Source organism: Phytohabitans sp. LZ39 (assembly GCF_059359075.1).
In genome coordinates this window covers 14291-29718 of the sequence record NZ_JCADBM010000044.1, presented here as the reverse complement: position 1 = coordinate 29718, position 15428 = coordinate 14291, and the positions used below count along the sequence as shown (strand labels likewise).

Genomic DNA, 15428 nt, shown 5'->3' with positions numbered 1-15428 from the left:
TTGATATACCGCCACGTGTTCGTGAACAGCTTCGCCAGCTCCGCCTCTTCGGGCTCCAGCGGCACGATCTGGTCGGTCAGGTGACGGAAGAGCTTTTCCGCGCGGGCCAAGGCCTGCGGCGTGCGGGCGGAGACGATCTGCGGCAGGGCGAACAGCTCGGTCATCGCCTTGCCCTCGGCGATCCGCTCCGGGCAGAAGGCCACGTCGACCGCGATGCCCATGCCGGTGAGCAGCTTTTCGGTCAGGGCCGTGACGCCGGGGTACACGGTCGAGCGGAGCACGACGAGCTGGCCGGGGCGCAGGTGCTCGGCGCACCGCTCCAGCGCCCGCGGCACCGCGCCGAGGTCGGGGTTGAGGTGCTCGTCGACCGGCGTGCCCACCACGACGACGAGGTGTTCGGCCGAGCCGACCGTCGCAGGCTCGGTGGAGGCGCGCAGCCGCCCGGCCGCGACGACCTCGGCGAGCACCGGGCCGGCGCCCTCCTCGTCGAAGGGCAGGGTGCCCGAGTTGACCGTCTCGACGGCGGCGGCGTTGATGTCGTAGAGCGTCACCGTCAGGCCCCGCGACGCGAGCGCGATGCCGAGTGGCAGGCCCACCCGTCCGCAGCCACCGACGATGCACACGTCGGTCGTGAACGCCTCCGTCATCTCAACCCCGTTCGACATCTCGTGAGAATTGTGTGCCCAAGGACCACCGAAAGATACGGCCTCGCGGCTACCCGACGGATGCCGGGGGTCCGATACCGCGCAACCATCCCAAAGCGTTACGCGCCGCGCAGAACAGCCCCAAACCGGGCAGCGGCCTCGGCCACCGCGGCGTCGCGGGCCGCGACCGCCTCCTCCACGGTGAGCGTACGGTCAGGTGCCCGGAAGGTCAGCTTGTAGGCGAGCGACTTGCGCCCCTCCCCCAGCTGCTGCGCCGAGGTGTAGACGTCGAAGAGGTGCACCGACTCCAGCAGGTCGCCGGCACCGGCCACCACCGCGGCCTGCACGTCGGCGGCGGGCACGGACTCGCCGACCACCAGCGCCACGTCGATCAGCGCGGGCGGGAACCCGGAGACCCGCGGCGCCGGCGCGACGCCCGCCTCGGGCAGCGCGTCGAGGTCGAGCTCCATCGCACTGGTGCGGCGGGGCAGATCGAGCGCGGCGAGCGCGGTCGGGTGCAGCTCACCCGCGTGGCCGATGGTGACCCCGTCGACGGCGATCGCGGCGCAGCGGCCCGGGTGCCACGGCGCCCGCTCGGCCGCCTGGACCGTCACCCGCTCGTCCGCGATGCCGGCCGCCGCGATGGTGATCCGGGCCGCCTCGATCGCGTCGGCCCAGCCGGCCTGGCGTCCCGCGCCCCACCAGCCGGCCGGCTCGACCTCGCCGGCCAGCACGACCGCGGCGTGCCACGGCTGGTGCGGCACGGTCGCGTCGGCGGCGGCGAACTCCTCTTCGGTCGGGCGCCGGTCGACGCCCATCTCCGGCGGGCTGCCGGCACCCGGACGGGGCAGGAAGACGGTGCCCATCTCGTACAGGGCGGTGTCTCGGTGGCCGCGACCGATGTTGCGCTTGAGCGTGCCGAGCAACGGCGGCAGCAACGAGGTGCGCAGGAACGGCTCCTCGTCGGAGAGTGGGTTGGCGAGCCGCACCGCCGGACCGTCCACAGCGGACGGTCCCACGAACGGGTACGACAGCACCTCCACGTAGCCGTTTTCGGCGAGCGCGCTGGCCACGGCGCGGCGGCGGCGCTGCGCCGGGGTGAGGCCGTTGCCGGGCGGGGCGACCGGCAGCACGCTGGGGACCTTGCCGTATCCGTCGAGCCGGATCACCTCCTCGACCAGGTCGGCCGGGTCGGTGAGGTCGGGCCGCCAGGTCGGCGGGGTGACGTCCAAGAACCCGTCCACAGTGGAGACTGTGCAGCCGACCGCGGTCAGCGTCTCCACGACGCGGGCGGCGGTGTACGGCACACCCGCCCGCCGGCCCGGCAGCGTCGGGTCGATGACCAGGGACCGCGGCGGCACCACGTTGTCGATGTCGAGCACGTTGCCATCCGTCGCGCCGCCGCCGTACTCGACGAGCAGCGCGACCGCACGGTCGAGCGCGACCAGCGGCGCGGCCGGGTCGACGCCCCGCTCCCACCGCTTGGCCGCCTCGCTGAAAAGCTTGTGGCGGCGGGCGGTGCGGCTGACCATCACCGGATCCCAGTGCGCCGCCTCGAAGAGCACGTCCACTGTGTCCGGCTGCACCTCGCTGGTCTCGCCGCCCATGACGGCGGCGAGCGAGATCGGTCCCGTTTCGTCGCAGATCACCATGTCTTCGGCGTCGAGCACGCGGGCCACACCGTCCAGTGTGGTCAGCTTCTCTCCCGGCGCGGCCCGGCGCACCAGCAACGGCCCGCGGATGCGCGCCATGTCGAACGCGTGCATCGGCTGGCCCAGCTCCAGCATCAGGTAGTTGGTGATGTCGACGGCGAGGCCGAGCGTGCGGATGCCCGCGGTGGTCAGCCGCCGCCGCATGAACTCCGGCGAGGGCGCGTTGGGGTCGATGCCGCGCACGGCCCGCGCCGCGAACCTGTCGCAGCCGACCGTGTCTTCCACGACCACGGGATACGCCGGCTCGGGAGTGGCACCGGGCGCGTCGGCCAGCCCTGGGTCGCGGAACGGCACCTCGAACGCGTGCGACAGCTCGCGGGCGATGCCGCGCACCGACATCGCGTAGCCGCGGTCGGGGGTGATCTCCAGCTCGAAGACGACGTCGTCGAGCCCCACGTACGGCCGGGCGTCCGCACCCGGGCTGGCGTCGGTGGTCGGCGGGAGCACGATGATGCCCGCGTGCTCGTCGCTGATGCCCAGCTCGCGCGCTGACACGATCATGCCGGCCGACATCCGCCCGTAGGTCTTGCGGGCGCCGATCTCGAAGCCGCCGGGCAGCACGCCGCCGGGCAGGATCACCGCGACGAGGTCGCCGGTGGCGAAGTTGGTGGCCCCGCAGACGATCTCCTGCGGCTGCTCACGCCCGATGTCGACCCGGCAGAAGCGGATCGGCTTCTTGAAGCCGGTCAGCTCCTCGATCTCCGCGACCCGGCCGACGACGAGGTCGCCCTTCACCGTCTCGCGCTGGTCGACGACGGCGTCCACCTCGATGCCGAGACCGACGAGCGCCTCCGCGACGTCCGCGCCGGCCGGCAGGTCGACGTACTCGCGCAGCCAGGAAAGTGGAATCCGCACCGTGGCCCCCTAGACCGCCATGCCGAACGCGCGGGTGAACCGCACGTCGCCCTCGACCATGTCCCGCATGTCGCTCACCCCGTGCCGGAACATCAGCGTGCGCTCGATGCCCATCCCGAACGCGAAGCCGGAGTACCGGTCCGGGTCGATGCCGCAGGCGCGCAGCACGCGCGGGTTGACCATGCCGCAGCCACCCCACTCCACCCACTGTGGACCGTCGCGGTGCTGCGGGAACCAGACGTCGAACTCCGCCGACGGCTCGGTGAACGGGAAGTAGTGCGGCCGCCACCGGGTCTTGGCCTCGGCGCCGAACATCGCGCGGGCGAAGTGGTCGAGCGTGCCGCGCAGGTGGGCCATCGTGATGCCCTCGTCGACCACGAGGCCCTCGACCTGGTGGAAGACCGGCGTGTGGGTGGCGTCCAGCTCGTCGGTGCGGTAGACCCGGCCGGGCACGACCACGTAGATCGGCGGCTGGCGGGTGAGCATCGTGCGCGCCTGCACCGGCGAGGTGTGCGTGCGCAGCACGAGGCCCGGGTCCTCGACGTGGAAGGTGTCCATCAGGCCGCGCGCCGGGTGGTCCGGTGGGATGTTGAGCGCGTCGAAGTTGGCCCATTCGAGCTCCAGCTCGGGGCCCTCGGCGATCTCGTAGCCCATGCCGACGAACAGGTCGCCGATCCGCTCCATCAGCGTGGTCAGCGGGTGTCGGGCGCCGCGCGGGCGGCGGTCCCAGGGCAGCGTGACGTCGACCCGCTCCTCGGCGAGGATGCGCTCGGCGTGCAGGCGCTCCAGCTCCTCCGCGCGCGCGTCGAAGGCCGCCTGGATGGCCGCGCGAGCCTCGTTGACCCGCTTGCCGGCGTCGGCCTTGGCGGCCGGCGGCAGCGCGCCGATCTCCCGGCGGGCCAGCGAGACCGGCGAACGGTCGCCCAGGTGCAGGTGCTTGAGCCCGGCCAGCGCGTCCGGATCGGCGGCCGCGGCGAACGCCTCGCCGGCCTTCGCGACGGCGTCACCCAGCGCGTCCGGGTCGAGGAGCGCGACCTGCTTCGGGTCGTACGGATCGTTGCGGTACGTCACAGCCATCAGAGTCTACGGAGGGCCCTCGCCGAGGCGTAAAGGCATACCGCCGCCGCTGCGGCGAGGTTGAGCGACTCGGCGCCGCCGTGGATCGGGACCCGGACGCGGGCGTCCGCGACGTCGAGCAAATCGGCTGGTAGACCGTGTGCCTCCGAGCCGAACAGCCAGGCGGTGGGTGCGTCCAGCCCGCCCTCGTCGGCCAGGTCGTCGAGGTTGGTGTCGCCGTAGCCGGTGGCGGCGAAAATCTTCATGCCCTGCTCACGGATCGCGGCAAGGGCCATCCCCGGATCCGGCGCGCGCACCACGTCGACGTGGAAGAGGCTGCCGGCGGAGGCGCGCACGCACTTGCCGTTGTAGGGGTCGACCGCGTCGCCGGCGAAGACCACGGCCCTCGCTCCCGCGGCGTCCGCGGTGCGCAGGACCGTGCCGGCGTTTCCCGGATCACGGATCTCGGCGAGCACCGCGACAAGTCGCGGTCCGCTTTCCAGGGCCTTTTCCAGGGGTACCGGCTGCTGCTCGCAGACCGCCACCAAGCCCTGTGGCCGCACGGTCTCCGTCAGCGCGGCGAGCGCGTCTTCGGTGACCTCGGAGACGCGCGCGCCGGATCGGCCCGCCGCCTGGATCAGATCCGCGAACCGGGTCAGGCCGTCGCTCGTACCAAAAATCTCATGGACCGCCGACGAGGAGGCGGCCTCCCGGATGGCCTGGGGTCCCTCGGCGAGGAAAAGGCCCGCGGCGTCGCGCTCGCGACGGCGCTGGAGCCGCCGGGCAGCAACAACCCGGGGTGTCCGCACGGTGTACGGACCTTCCCCGGGTCGTGGGTGTTGCTGGGTCACGCGGGTTCCCCGCCGAAACGCCCTGCGAAGCCGAGCGTTTTGGTGGGGTGCTTCATGCGGCCTGGGCGCCGCCGGTGCCCTCAGCGGCGACGGCCGCGCGGGCCACCTCGACGAGCGCGGCGAAGGCCGGCGCGTCGTTGACCGCGAGATCAGCGAGGATCTTGCGGTCGACCTCTACGCCGGCGAGGCGCAGGCCCTGGATCAGCCGGTTGTACGTGAGGCCGTTGGCGCGGGCCCCCGCGTTGATCCGGGTGATCCACAGCTGCCGGAAGTCGCCCTTGCGGTCGCGACGGTCCCGGTAGGCGTACTGCATCGAGTGCAGCACCTGCTCCTTGGCCTTGCGGTAAAGGCGGGAGCGCTGACCGCGGTATCCGCTGGCGGTCTCCAGCAATGTGCGGCGCTTCTTCTGGGCGTTCACAGCCCGCTTGACGCGTGCCATCTCAACTCCTTCTCTCTGTCAAGTGGCGCGCGTCAGCGGCCCAGCAGCTTCTTGACTCGCTTGACGTCAGCCTTGGCCACCTCGACCGTGCCGGACAGCCGGCGGGTGCGGGTGGAGGGCTTGCCCTCGAAGTTGTGGCGCAGGCCGGCCTGCTGCTTGCGCAGCTTGCCGGTGCCGGTCACCCTGACCCGCTTGCCCGTCCCCGAGTGGCTCTTCATCTTCGGCATTTGGAACGTCTCTCCCCTGCTACTCGCCGGTCTGTCCGGCGGGCCCGGCCTCGGCCGGCGGCGCCTCGTCGGCGCCGGGTTCCCGCTCGCGCACTCCGCCACCCTTCGCCGCGGTGGCGGCGACGGCGGCGGCCTTGGTGGCCCGGTGCGGAGCCAGAACCATGATCATGTTGCGGCCGTCCTGCTTGGGAGCGGCCTCCACGTACCCCAGGTCCGAGATCTCGGACTCGAGCCGCCGCAGGAGCCGGTAGCCCAGCTCCGGTCGGCTCTGCTCGCGACCCCGGAACATGATCGTCACCTTGACTTTGTCGCCCGCCTTCAGGAACCGCACGACGTGACCCTTCTTGGTCTCGTAGTCGTGGGGGTCGATCTTCGGCCGGAGCTTCATTTCCTTGATGACGGTCTGCTGCTGATTACGCCGCGCTTCGCGCGCCTTGAGTGCGCTCTCGTACTTGTACTTGCCGAAGTCCATGAGCTTGCACACCGGCGGGCGCGCCATCGGCGCAACCTCGACCAGGTCCAGGTCGACGTCCGCGGCCAGCTGAAGGGCGCGCTCCAGCGGGACGATGCCCACCTGCTCACCCTCAGGGCCGACCAGTCGGACCTCACGTGCCCGGATCTGTTCGTTCACGCGTGGTTCGACGCTGATGGGGCCTCCTCATTGCGATGCCTCGTCCGGTCGCGGTTTACGGCCGGGCGTTGTCCTGCCTCCACGCCGGCCCGCATGTCCGCGCCGGCGCTGCCGGCCCAAAGCAGAAGGCCCTGGCGGATATGCCAGGGCCCGCTCGACCGGTCGGGCGCACATGATCACAACGCGCCACCAACCCGTCGGATTCCCCAAACGGGCTAGCTGACCGGACCCGGCCGCCACATAGGTGCGACTCGGGTGGGAGCAGGCGCTCCGCTTCGTGGCTGTCGCCACACAGGCGGTGACAGCTGGTCGACGCAGCAAGGCTACCAGCATGTAGTTCGAAACGCGAAAGCGGGGCTACCTTGGGCGTCATGTCGACAGACCAGTGGGCGCGCTGGCTGCTGCACCGCCGCGACGGCGACAGCGCCACGATACGCGCCCACCACTCCCCCGCCCTGGCGGCCTTCCGTGACGGCGTCCTCGACCGGGCCGACCTCCGCCCCGACGACGTGCTGCTGGACGTGGGCTGCGGCACGGGGCTGGTGGGCTTCGGCGCGCTGGAACGCCTCGGCCCGGACGGCCGGGTCATCTTCACCGACGTGTCACAGGAGCTGCTCGACGACTGCCGCCGCACCGCCGCCGGCGACGAACGGTGCTCCTTCCTCCGCGCGTCGGCCGAAGATCTCACCGGCGTGGCCGACGCCTCGGTCGACGCCGTCACCACCCGCTCGGTGCTCATCTACTGCACGCGGAAGGCGGACGCGTTCGCCGAGTTCTTCCGGGTGCTGCGGCCGGGCGGGCGGCTCGCCATCTTCGAGCCGATCAACAGCTTCCCGCGGCAGCACCGCCCCGGCGACCTCCTCGGCCTGGCCGGCTCACCCGTCGACGACCTGATCGCGCGAGTGGTCGCCGTCTTGACCGGCGACGGCCCCCTGGTCGACTTCGACGAGCGGGACCTGCTCGCCTGGGCGGAGGGCGCCGGCTTCACGGCGGTCGAGCTCGACTACCGGGCCCAGCTCGACGTGCCGGCGCCGCCGCTGCCCGCCTGGTCGCAGCTCAAGCACACGGCACCCAACCCGCTCGCCCCGACGTACGCGGAGGCGATGGCGGCCGCACTCGACGAGGAGGAGCGGGCGCACCTCGACGCCTACCTGTCCTCGTCCGCACACCACCCGACCCGCCGCACGATGGCCGTGGCCTACCTGCGCGCGACCGTCCCCGACTAGAGATCCCAGACGCTGGTCAGAGCGTGTGTCGCGATTCGGCTGGACCTTGATCGGCGACGAGGTGGGGCAGATCCTGGTGATCGTGGTCGTTTGGTCCCCCTGGAGGGGGTCCAGATGACCACGATCTACAAGCTGGCCCGCCGATCAAGGAATCAGGCCGCCCTCCCGCCAGGTCATCGGGGGATGCCTGACCAGCACCGAAATACCGGCCAACGGTCTAGCTGGTGGTGTCGGGCTGGGCTTCGCGCTGGGAGGCTTCGAGGAGGGCGCGGAGGGCACGGACGCCGTCGACGGCGTACTGCTTGTCGGCGGCCTGGAGGGCCATCATCGGCAGCAGGTCTTCGTCGCGCAGCTCGAGGGTGGCCCAGGGGGTGCCGCGGTTGAAGCGGATCGAGCGCACCATGTCCCAGGGCAGGTCGTAGCCGCCGACGAGGTTGCGCACGTGGATGCCCTTTTCGTCCGCCTCGACGCGCAGGCGGGTGAAGAGCAGGATGCCGAGGGCGAAGAGCACGCCGAGCCCGACCATCGCGAACTGGTCGCCGCGCTGGAACGTGCCGTAGCCGTCGCCGGTCGAGCCCCTGAGGCCGGTGGCGACCAGTGTGAAGACCACCATGATGGCGACCGCCAGGATCCAGGCCACGATCCGGGCCCGCTGGGGGCGCAGGCGTACGACAGCGTTGCTCACGTTTCCCGAGTCTGCCACCCGCACCCCGCCCCGTCTCACCCGGCCCGGCGTCGAACCAGGCGAGCACCTCGTCCTTGCTCATCCGCTCGACTTCGTGGTCGAGGTGGGAATTGAGTCGACCCGACTCAAGTTATGTTTCGTGCGCCGGCCGGTTGGGGTCGGTGCGGCTGGACTCGAGGAGTACATGATGAGCACTTTGTCGCTGTGGACCCGTCGTGACCCGTTCGCGGAGTTTGACGCTCTCGTGCGGCAGGCGTTCGGGCCGGCGGCGACCCGGCGCAGCGGCTTCGTGCCGGCCGCCGAGGTCGCACGGGACGGGGACGACGCGGTGGTGCGGGTGGAGCTGCCCGGCCTGGACGTCGAGAAGGACGTGACGGTCGAGGTCGACCGCGGCCGGCTGGTCGTGCACGGTGAGCGGCGCGACGAGCGGACCGAGGAGAAGGACGGCCGGAGCCTGCGGGAGGTGCGGTACGGCACGTTTCGCCGCTCCTTCGCCCTGCCCCAGCACGTGACCGCCGACGCGGTCAGCGCCTCCTACGACGCGGGCGTGCTGAGCGTGCGGGTGACCGGGGCGTACGCGGGCACCGCCGCCACGCGGATCGCCGTGACCTCCGGCGCCGGCGCCCCCGCCATCGAGCAGGCGTAACAAGGCCACACCCACACCCCCAGGACGAAGCCCGGCCCTCCTACCCGGAGGGCCGGGCTTCGTCGTATGCCTCGCGGGCCGACCCTTCGCGCGAGCTCGCGGTGGCGCTTGGGCCCCTCACCGAGCGAGGCGAGCACCAGCCCCATCCACCTCCCGTAGGGCGGCGTCGATCAGGGAGTCGGTGGCGCGACCCGCCCGCCGACTCCCTGGTCGACGCGGAAAGAGGCGAGGGCTACCGCGGCCACCGTCAGGGCCGCGCCGGCCAGCAGGGCCGGGCTGGCGCCGCGGGCGTCCGGGAGGAGAGCGTCCAGCAGGAGGGCGCCGCCCAACTGGCCGGCGACCAGCGACAGGCCCGTACGCAGGACGCCTACCGCGCGAACGCTGATCAGCAGGCAGGCCACGATCACGACGCTCAGGGCGCCGCCGGTGTAGAGGTACCACTCGGCGGGCAGGCGGGTGGACCAGCCGCTCGCGAACGCGCCGAGCAGCACGCCGGCCACCAGCACGGTCGGGGTCGCGGTGGCGAAGTTGAGGGCGGTGCCGGTCGCGTTGGTGGTGGCCGCCGACACGCGGCCGTTGAGCGCGCCCTGCATCGCCACCGCGGCCCCGCCGAGCATGCCGAGCGCGAGCATGTCGAGCGCCAGGTCGCCGATCGGGCGGTCCACCTGGGCCAGCGCGACCGCGGCGACGCCGAGCACCGCGCCGCCCACGCGAGGCGCGGTGAGCGGCAGCCGGCCGGCCGGTGCGAGGCCGGCCCGGTCGACCGCCAGCCCGCCGAAGCTGCCGCCGGTCACCTGGGCGATCGTGAACGCGGCGACGCCGACGACCGGCACCACGTACGTCGCGATGGTCACGAACAGCGCGCCACAGACCCCGCCCAGGTACGCCCACCAGGGCAGCTTCGCGGTCGGCAGGGCGCGCAGGCCGCGCCGCATCGAGGGCATCGCCGCCAGCCCGACGACGATCAGCGCGCTGCCACTGAGCGTGCTGGCCACCGCGCCGAACGAGGCGTTGCCCACCCGCTCGCCGAGCTCGGCGTTGGCGGCGCTCTGCACCGCCGACGAGATGCCGCCCAGCGACGCCACGGCGAGCGCCAGCCCCGTGGGCAGCGCGCCGGCCGCGGGACGCATCAGAGGCGGCAGGCGTGGATGTCCGTCACCAGGATCGCGCGGGCGCCGAGGTCGTAGAGCTGGTCCATGATGTTGTGCACGTCGCCGCGGAGCACCATCGCCTGCACGGCCACCCAGCCCTCGCGGTGCAGCGGGGAGATGGTCGGCGACTCGATGCCGGGGGTGAGCGCCGTGGCCTGCTCGAGCAGGTCGGCGCGCACGTCGTAGGCGAGCATCACGTAACGCCGGGCCACCAGCACGCCCTGGAGGCGGCGGACCAGCTGGCCCACCTGCCCGTTGGCGGGCGCGCCGACCCGGCGGATCAGCAGCGCGGACGACTCCAGGATCGGCTCGCCCACCGTGACCAGGCCGGCCTGGCGCAGCGTGGCGCCGGTCGAGACGACGTCGGCGATGACGTCGGCGACACCCAGCCGCACCGCGTTTTCCACGGCGCCGTCGAGGCGGATCACGTCGGCCTTGAGGCCGCGCTCGGCCAGGTGACGCTCGACCACCCCGGGGTACGCGGTGGCGACCCGCCGGCCGCCGATGTCGTCGACCGAGGCGAGGGTCTCGGGCCGGGCGGCGTAGCGGAACGTGGCCCCGCCGAAGGCGAGGTCGAGGACCTCCTCGGCCGGGCTGCCCGCGTCGACGAGCAGGTCGCGGCCGGTGATGCCGAGGTCGAGGTCGCCCGAGCCGACGTACGTGGCGATGTCGCGGGGGCGCAGGTAGAAGAACTCGACCGCGTTGCCCTCGTCGCGGCAGACGAGGTCGCGGTCGTCGCCGCGCTGGCGGTAGCCCGCCTCGCGCAGCATGTCGGAGGCGGGTCGGGACAGGGTGCCTTTGTTGGGGATGGCGATGCGCAGCATCTGGACGTGCTCCTTCAAGAACGGAAACGGACGAGGGAGGGCACGGTCACAGATGTCGGTATACGTCCTTGAGCTCCAGTCCGGTGGCGAGCATCAGCACCTGGGTCTGGTAGAGCAGCTGGGAGATCTCCTCCGCCGCCCGCTCGGGCCCCTCGTGCTCGGCCGCCATCCAGGCCTCGGCCGCCTCTTCGACGACCTTCTTGCCGATGGCGTGGACGCCGCGCTCCAGCGCCGCGACGGTGCCCGACCCGGGGGTACGGGCGGCCGCCTTGGCGGACAGCTCGGCGAACAGCTCCTCGAAGGTCTTCACGAGCAGTGATTCTGTCATCCCCACCGGTCAGCGCACCGTGACCGTGTGGTCGTCCAGATGCTGGACGCTGCCGTCTTCGGCCGAGTGGGCGTACAGCTCCAGCACATAGGTGCCCGGCGCGAGCGTGAGCGTGATCCTCGCCTCACCTCGGGCCGGCGCGCCGGCGGAGAGCGTGATCGTCTTCTCGGTGACGACGGTGCGGCCCTGGCGCACGGTCAGCTGCGCGGTCGCCTCGAAGACCGCGCCGGCCGCGTGCACCTCGAACGTCTTGGCCACCGTCGCGCCCTGCTGCGGCTCGATCAGCCACAGCGCGCCGAGCGTGTCGAGCGCCGGCTTCTTGCGCAGGCTCGCCACCTCCCGGCCGCCGACCAGCACGCGCACCTGGGGATCGCCGCCGACCGCGGCCGCCACCGTCCACACCAACTGCTGACCGGCCAGGTCGTCCGGCGGCGCGGCGGAGAGGTGCACGGTCACCACCCCGCCGGCTACGGAGGCGTCCGAGACGTCGGTGCCGGCGGGCCAGGCGCTCGTGTAGTCGGGGTCTTCGGCGCTCTCCTGGGCGAGCATCCCGGTCACGGCCGCCCGCACCTTCCCCGCTGGCGAGCCGTCCGCCGGCAGGCGGTGGAACTCCCGGTACAGGCGTGGCTTTCCGCCGTCGTCGGCGACGTAGTAGATGGCCAAGGACTCGGTGCTTGTACCAGAGGATGGGCTGGACTTCGACGGTGGTGGCACCGCGGGTGCCGAGGTGGGTGGCGCGGAGGTCGCGGGGGGTTGGGTCGTCGCCGGGGCGGTGACCGCGCCCGGGTCGGGCGCCGCGTCGTGGGGCGTCGGGCGCGCGGCGAGGGCGACCACGACGAGCGTCGCGGCGGTCGCGGTGGCGGCGGTGAACGCGATCGCCCCGAACGGCAGCCACCGCGCGCGGCGCACGGTCCGCGCGCGGATGGTGGTGAGGGCGTCCGGGCTCACCTCCACCTTCGCCGCCTCGGCCTCCATGACCCGGCGGAGTACCTCTTCGTGTCGGTCCCTCATGACGTGCGCTCCAGCGTCTCCCGCAGGGCGGCCATGCCCCGCGACGTGTGGCTCTTCACGGCGCCCCGGCTGCACCCCATCGTGGCGGCGATGTCGGCTTCGGACAGGTCGAGGTAGTAGCGGAGCACCAGCGCCTCCCGCTGCCGGGTGGGCAGCGCGCGCAGCGCGGCCACCACCGAGTCGTGGCGCAGCGCGTCGAGCGCGCCCGCCTCCGCGCTGGGTGCGTCGGGGGCGGGCCTGGCGAACGCCAGGTGGCGATCGACGACCTTGCGGTGCCGCAGCGCCGACCGGGAGCGGTTGACGACGGTGGCCCGCAGGTACGCGAGCGCCTTGTCCGCGTCACGCAGGCGCCGCCAGTGGCCGTGCAGCGCCACGTACGCGTCCTGGACGATCTCCTCGGCCCGCCCGTTGTCGTGCAGCAGGAGCGTGGCGAGGCGCACCAGCGGCCGGTAATGGGCCGTGAAGAGGTGCGTTACCGCCTCGTCGGCGGCCCACCCGTCGGCCGTCGGGGTCACGGCGACCACGCTCCCGGTTGTTGCCACGGTGCTACGACGCCCCAGGTCATTATCAGGTTTACAAGCCCCGCTTATGCTGGCGCACATGGTCCGCCGACTGTCTATTTTCCTGGTGCTGGGGCTCGTGGCCTGCGCACCCGCTGACGACGACACCCCCGCCCCGCCCGCCGCCACGGGGCTGACCACCTGTTCGAAGGCTCAGCTGACCACCAAGACGCCGGGCAAGCTGACGATCGGCACGGACAACCCGGCGTACGAGCCGTGGTTCAAGGACAACAAGCCGGAAAACGGGCAGGGTTTCGAGTCGGCGGTCGCGTACGCGGTGGCCGACCGGCTGGGCTACGCGCAGGGCGACGTGACCTGGGTGCGGGTGCCGTTCAACACGGCGGTCGCGCCGGGGCCGAAGGACTTCGACTTCGACATCAACCAGTTCTCGATCACGGACGACCGCAAGAAGGCGGTGGATTTCTCCGGCCCGTACTACCTGGTGCGGCAGACCGTGATCGCGCTCAAGTCCTCCAAGATCGCATCCGTCTCCTCCGTCGCGGGGTTGCGTGACGCGAAGCTCGGCGCCCAGGTCGGGACGACCAGCTACCAGGCGATCACCGACGTGATCAAGCCGAGCGGGCAGCCGCAGGTGTACAACACCAACGAGGACGCCAAGAAGGCCCTCCAGAACGGGCAGATCGACGGGCTCGTGGTCGACCTGCCGACCGCGTTCTTCATGACCGCGGCCGAGCTGGAAAACGGCGTGATCGTGGGGCAGCTGCCGCAGGTGGGCGTGCCGGAGCAGTTCGGGCTGGTGCTCGACAAGGGCTCGGCGCTGACCGGGTGCGTGACGCAGGTGGTCGACCAGCTGCGTTCCTCCGGCGAGCTTCAGCGGCTCGAACAGCAGTGGCTCGCCCAGGTGGCCGGGGCGCGCGAGCTCACGTGAGCGAGCGAGCTGGCGCGGCGGCGTCTGGACGGAGCCGCCCCGCCGACGAAGTCGGGAATTCGGGGCGGCGGAGGAAGACGTCGCCTTCAGCGCCGCGCGAGCGAGCGAACCCGGAGGCAGAGTGACGCTCAGCCCCGCTCAGCTCGACCGCATCGCGTACCGGCGGCGACAGACCCTTCTCTCCGTGTTGATCGCGGCGGCGTCCACGTTGGTCCTCGGTGTCCTGCTGGTGGTCGCGGTGACCGGGGCGCCGGGGTGGGATCGGGTGCGCGAGTCGTTCCTCGACCCGACCGTCGCCCGCGACTCGCTCCCCGACGTGCTGCGCGGGCTGTGGCTCAACGTCCGGCTGCTCTTCTTCTGCGCGATCGGCGCGCTCACACTCGGGCTGGTCATCGCGCTGCTGCGCACCCTCCGCGGGCCGGTCTTCTTCCCGGTGCGCCTGCTGGCCACCGGATACACCTACACGTTCCGCGGTCTGCCGCTCATCATCGTGATCTACGTGCTCACGCTCGGCGTGCCCGGCCTGCGCCTCCAGGGCATGCCGAGCACGCTGGTGTTGGGCGGGATCGCGTTGGTCGTGACCTACTCGGGCTATCTCGCGGAGGTGTTCCGCGCCGGCATCGAGTCGGTGCATCCGAGCCAGCTCGCTGCGGCGCGGTCGCTGGGACTCACCTACCGGCAGACGATGCGCTTCGTGGTGCTGCCCCAGGCCGTGCGACGGGTGGCGCCACCGCTGCTCAACGACACCGTCGCGCTCCAGAAGGACGTGGGGCTTGTGTCGCTGGCCGGTCCCATCGACGCGGTACGGGCCGCGCAGATCCACACCGCCGAGACCTTCAACTACACGCCGTACATCGTCGCGGGCGTGCTCTTCGTGCTGCTGGCCGCGCCGCTGATCGCGGTCACCGACTGGGTGACGCTGCGGGCCGCGAGGAGGCAGTCATGAACGTCCTGTCGTGTCGCGGCCTGCGCAAGGTCTTCGGCGGCACCGTGGTGTTGGAGGGGCTCGACTTCGACGTGGCCGAGCACGAGGTGGTGGCGCTGATCGGGGCGTCCGGCTCCGGCAAGTCGACGCTGCTGCGCTGCGTCAACCTGCTGGAGGAGCTCGACGACGGCACCATCCACCTCGACGGCCAACACATCACCGACCCGCGGGTCAACCCGGACAAGGTGCGCCAGCGGATCGGGATCGTGTTCCAGGCGTACAACCTGTTTCCGCACATGACGGTCCTGGAGAACGTGGTCCTCGCTCCCGTGCGGGTCCACGGCGTGTCGCCGGCCGCGGCTCGGGAGCGCGCCCTCGAGTGGCTGGGGCGGGTCGGGCTGGCGGAGAAGGCGGGCGCCTACCCGGACCGGCTCTCGGGCGGCCAGCAGCAGCGGGTCGCGATCGTGCGCGCACTCGTCAACTCGCCCCGGCTGCTGTTGCTGGACGAGGTGACGTCGGCCTTGGACCCGGAACTGGTCGGCGAGGTGCTCTCCATGATCCGCGACCTCAAGGGCGACGGGATGACGATGGTGCTGGCGACCCACGAGATGGGGTTCGCGCGGTCGGTGGCGGACCGGGTGTGCTTTCTGGACGGTGGGCGGGTGCTGGAGCAGGGGCCGCCGGAGAAGGTGTTCGCCGAGCCGGAGCAGGCCCGGACGCGCCAGTTCCTGAGCCGCATCATCGAGGCGGGCCGCCTGTAAGCCGTCC

18 protein-coding genes are annotated in these 15428 nt (G+C 72.0%); 5 read left to right on the top strand and 13 right to left on the bottom strand.

The genetic code is table 11. The features are described 5' to 3' along the window. The 7 genes from AC5L36_RS44495 to infC all read right to left on the bottom strand — a co-directional run. The coding region (locus tag AC5L36_RS44495) for a nucleotide sugar dehydrogenase (protein ID WP_494909938.1) at positions 1-665 on the bottom strand (665 nt) is incomplete at its 3' end. 98 nt (positions 666-763) lie between these two features. Then, positions 764-3211, bottom strand: a complete 2448-nt coding sequence (gene pheT, locus AC5L36_RS44490) for a phenylalanine--tRNA ligase subunit beta (protein WP_441225067.1) — start codon at positions 3209-3211, stop codon at positions 764-766. A gap of 9 nt (positions 3212-3220) precedes the next feature. Then, positions 3221-4282 (bottom strand): phenylalanine--tRNA ligase subunit alpha, encoded by a 1062-nt coding sequence (locus AC5L36_RS44485; RefSeq protein WP_441225065.1) that lies wholly within the window; start codon positions 4280-4282, stop codon positions 3221-3223. Between the two features lie 5 nt (positions 4283-4287). After that, on the bottom strand, positions 4288-5076 hold the full coding sequence (locus AC5L36_RS44480) for a TrmH family RNA methyltransferase (RefSeq protein ID WP_441225063.1): 789 nt from the start codon (positions 5074-5076) through the stop codon (positions 4288-4290). A gap of 94 nt (positions 5077-5170) precedes the next feature. After that, on the bottom strand, positions 5171-5557 hold the full coding sequence (rplT, locus tag AC5L36_RS44475; protein ID WP_441225062.1) for a 50S ribosomal protein L20: 387 nt from the start codon (positions 5555-5557) through the stop codon (positions 5171-5173). Between the two features lie 32 nt (positions 5558-5589). Further along, on the bottom strand, positions 5590-5784 hold the full coding sequence (gene rpmI, locus AC5L36_RS44470; protein ID WP_441225060.1) for a 50S ribosomal protein L35: 195 nt from the start codon (positions 5782-5784) through the stop codon (positions 5590-5592). 19 nt (positions 5785-5803) lie between these two features. Beyond that, entirely contained in the window at positions 5804-6415 is a 612-nt protein-coding gene (infC, locus tag AC5L36_RS44465; RefSeq protein WP_441225058.1) for a translation initiation factor IF-3, read from the bottom strand. A gap of 371 nt (positions 6416-6786) precedes the next feature. Between infC and AC5L36_RS44460 the strand changes: the two genes are divergently transcribed. Continuing rightward, positions 6787-7641, top strand: coding sequence for a class I SAM-dependent methyltransferase (locus tag AC5L36_RS44460; protein ID WP_441225056.1), 855 nt, complete (start codon positions 6787-6789; stop codon positions 7639-7641). A 217-nt stretch (positions 7642-7858) separates the two neighbouring features. On the opposite strand, the gene AC5L36_RS44455 is transcribed toward AC5L36_RS44460, so the two are convergent. Then, complete coding sequence (locus AC5L36_RS44455) at positions 7859-8254, bottom strand: PH domain-containing protein (protein WP_441225072.1); 396 nt, start codon at positions 8252-8254, stop codon at positions 7859-7861. A 259-nt stretch (positions 8255-8513) separates the two neighbouring features. Between AC5L36_RS44455 and AC5L36_RS44450 the strand changes: the two genes are divergently transcribed. Then, positions 8514-8972, top strand: a complete 459-nt coding sequence (locus AC5L36_RS44450) for an Hsp20/alpha crystallin family protein (RefSeq protein WP_441225055.1) — start codon at positions 8514-8516, stop codon at positions 8970-8972. Positions 8973-9142: 170 nt separating this feature from the next. Here AC5L36_RS44450 and AC5L36_RS44445 read toward each other — a convergent pair whose 3' ends face one another. The 5 genes from AC5L36_RS44445 to AC5L36_RS44425 are packed head-to-tail and all read right to left on the bottom strand — an operon-like array spanning position 9143 to position 12801. Continuing rightward, complete coding sequence (locus AC5L36_RS44445; RefSeq protein WP_441225053.1) at positions 9143-10102, bottom strand: DMT family transporter; 960 nt, start codon at positions 10100-10102, stop codon at positions 9143-9145. Then, positions 10102-10947 (bottom strand): ATP phosphoribosyltransferase, encoded by an 846-nt coding sequence (gene hisG, locus AC5L36_RS44440; protein WP_441225051.1) that lies wholly within the window; start codon positions 10945-10947, stop codon positions 10102-10104. The genes AC5L36_RS44445 and hisG overlap by 1 nt, the downstream gene beginning before the upstream one ends. A 46-nt stretch (positions 10948-10993) precedes the next feature. After that, the gene (locus AC5L36_RS44435; protein ID WP_441225050.1) at positions 10994-11257 is read right to left on the bottom strand and encodes a phosphoribosyl-ATP diphosphatase; all 264 of its coding nucleotides are present in this window, start codon (positions 11255-11257) and stop codon (positions 10994-10996) included. A 27-nt stretch (positions 11258-11284) separates the two neighbouring features. Next, complete coding sequence (locus AC5L36_RS44430) at positions 11285-12286, bottom strand: GerMN domain-containing protein (protein ID WP_441225048.1); 1002 nt, start codon at positions 12284-12286, stop codon at positions 11285-11287. Next, positions 12283-12801, bottom strand: coding sequence for a SigE family RNA polymerase sigma factor (locus tag AC5L36_RS44425; protein WP_441225046.1), 519 nt, complete (start codon positions 12799-12801; stop codon positions 12283-12285). The genes AC5L36_RS44430 and AC5L36_RS44425 overlap by 4 nt, the downstream gene beginning before the upstream one ends. An 85-nt stretch (positions 12802-12886) precedes the next feature. On the opposite strand from AC5L36_RS44425, the gene AC5L36_RS44420 reads away from it, so the two are divergent. The 3 genes from AC5L36_RS44420 to AC5L36_RS44410 all read left to right on the top strand — a co-directional run bounded on the left by AC5L36_RS44420 (position 12887) and on the right by AC5L36_RS44410 (position 15421). Then, complete coding sequence (locus AC5L36_RS44420; protein ID WP_441225044.1) at positions 12887-13735, top strand: ABC transporter substrate-binding protein; 849 nt, start codon at positions 12887-12889, stop codon at positions 13733-13735. Between the two features lie 121 nt (positions 13736-13856). Then, entirely contained in the window at positions 13857-14681 is an 825-nt protein-coding gene (locus AC5L36_RS44415; protein WP_441225042.1) for an amino acid ABC transporter permease, read from the top strand. Next, positions 14678-15421 carry an amino acid ABC transporter ATP-binding protein gene (locus tag AC5L36_RS44410; protein WP_441225041.1) on the top strand — a complete coding sequence of 248 codons (744 nt, stop codon included), beginning with the start codon at positions 14678-14680 and terminating at the stop codon, positions 15419-15421. Before AC5L36_RS44415 ends, AC5L36_RS44410 begins: the two co-directional genes overlap by 4 nt. Positions 15422-15428 lie beyond the last annotated feature (7 nt).

Bases quoted from the DNA above. Each gene is read 5' to 3' on its own strand.
- AC5L36_RS44450 (WP_441225055.1), top strand. From the start codon at position 8,514: ATGAGCACTTTGTCGCTGTGGACCCGTCGTGACCCGTTCGCGGAGTTT.
- AC5L36_RS44455 (WP_441225072.1), bottom strand. From the start codon at position 8,254: ATGGTGGTCTTCACACTGGTCGCCACCGGCCTCAGGGGCTCGACCGGC.
- AC5L36_RS44445 (WP_441225053.1), bottom strand. From the start codon at position 10,102: ATGCGTCCCGCGGCCGGCGCGCTGCCCACGGGGCTGGCGCTCGCCGTG.
- AC5L36_RS44460 (WP_441225056.1), top strand. From the start codon at position 6,787: ATGTCGACAGACCAGTGGGCGCGCTGGCTGCTGCACCGCCGCGACGGC.
- AC5L36_RS44420 (WP_441225044.1), top strand. From the start codon at position 12,887: ATGGTCCGCCGACTGTCTATTTTCCTGGTGCTGGGGCTCGTGGCCTGC.
- rpmI (WP_441225060.1), bottom strand. From the start codon at position 5,784: ATGCCGAAGATGAAGAGCCACTCGGGGACGGGCAAGCGGGTCAGGGTG.
- AC5L36_RS44430 (WP_441225048.1), bottom strand. From the start codon at position 12,286: ATGAGGGACCGACACGAAGAGGTACTCCGCCGGGTCATGGAGGCCGAG.
- AC5L36_RS44410 (WP_441225041.1), top strand. From the start codon at position 14,678: ATGAACGTCCTGTCGTGTCGCGGCCTGCGCAAGGTCTTCGGCGGCACC.
- rplT (WP_441225062.1), bottom strand. From the start codon at position 5,557: ATGGCACGCGTCAAGCGGGCTGTGAACGCCCAGAAGAAGCGCCGCACA.
- hisG (WP_441225051.1), bottom strand. From the start codon at position 10,947: ATGCTGCGCATCGCCATCCCCAACAAAGGCACCCTGTCCCGACCCGCC.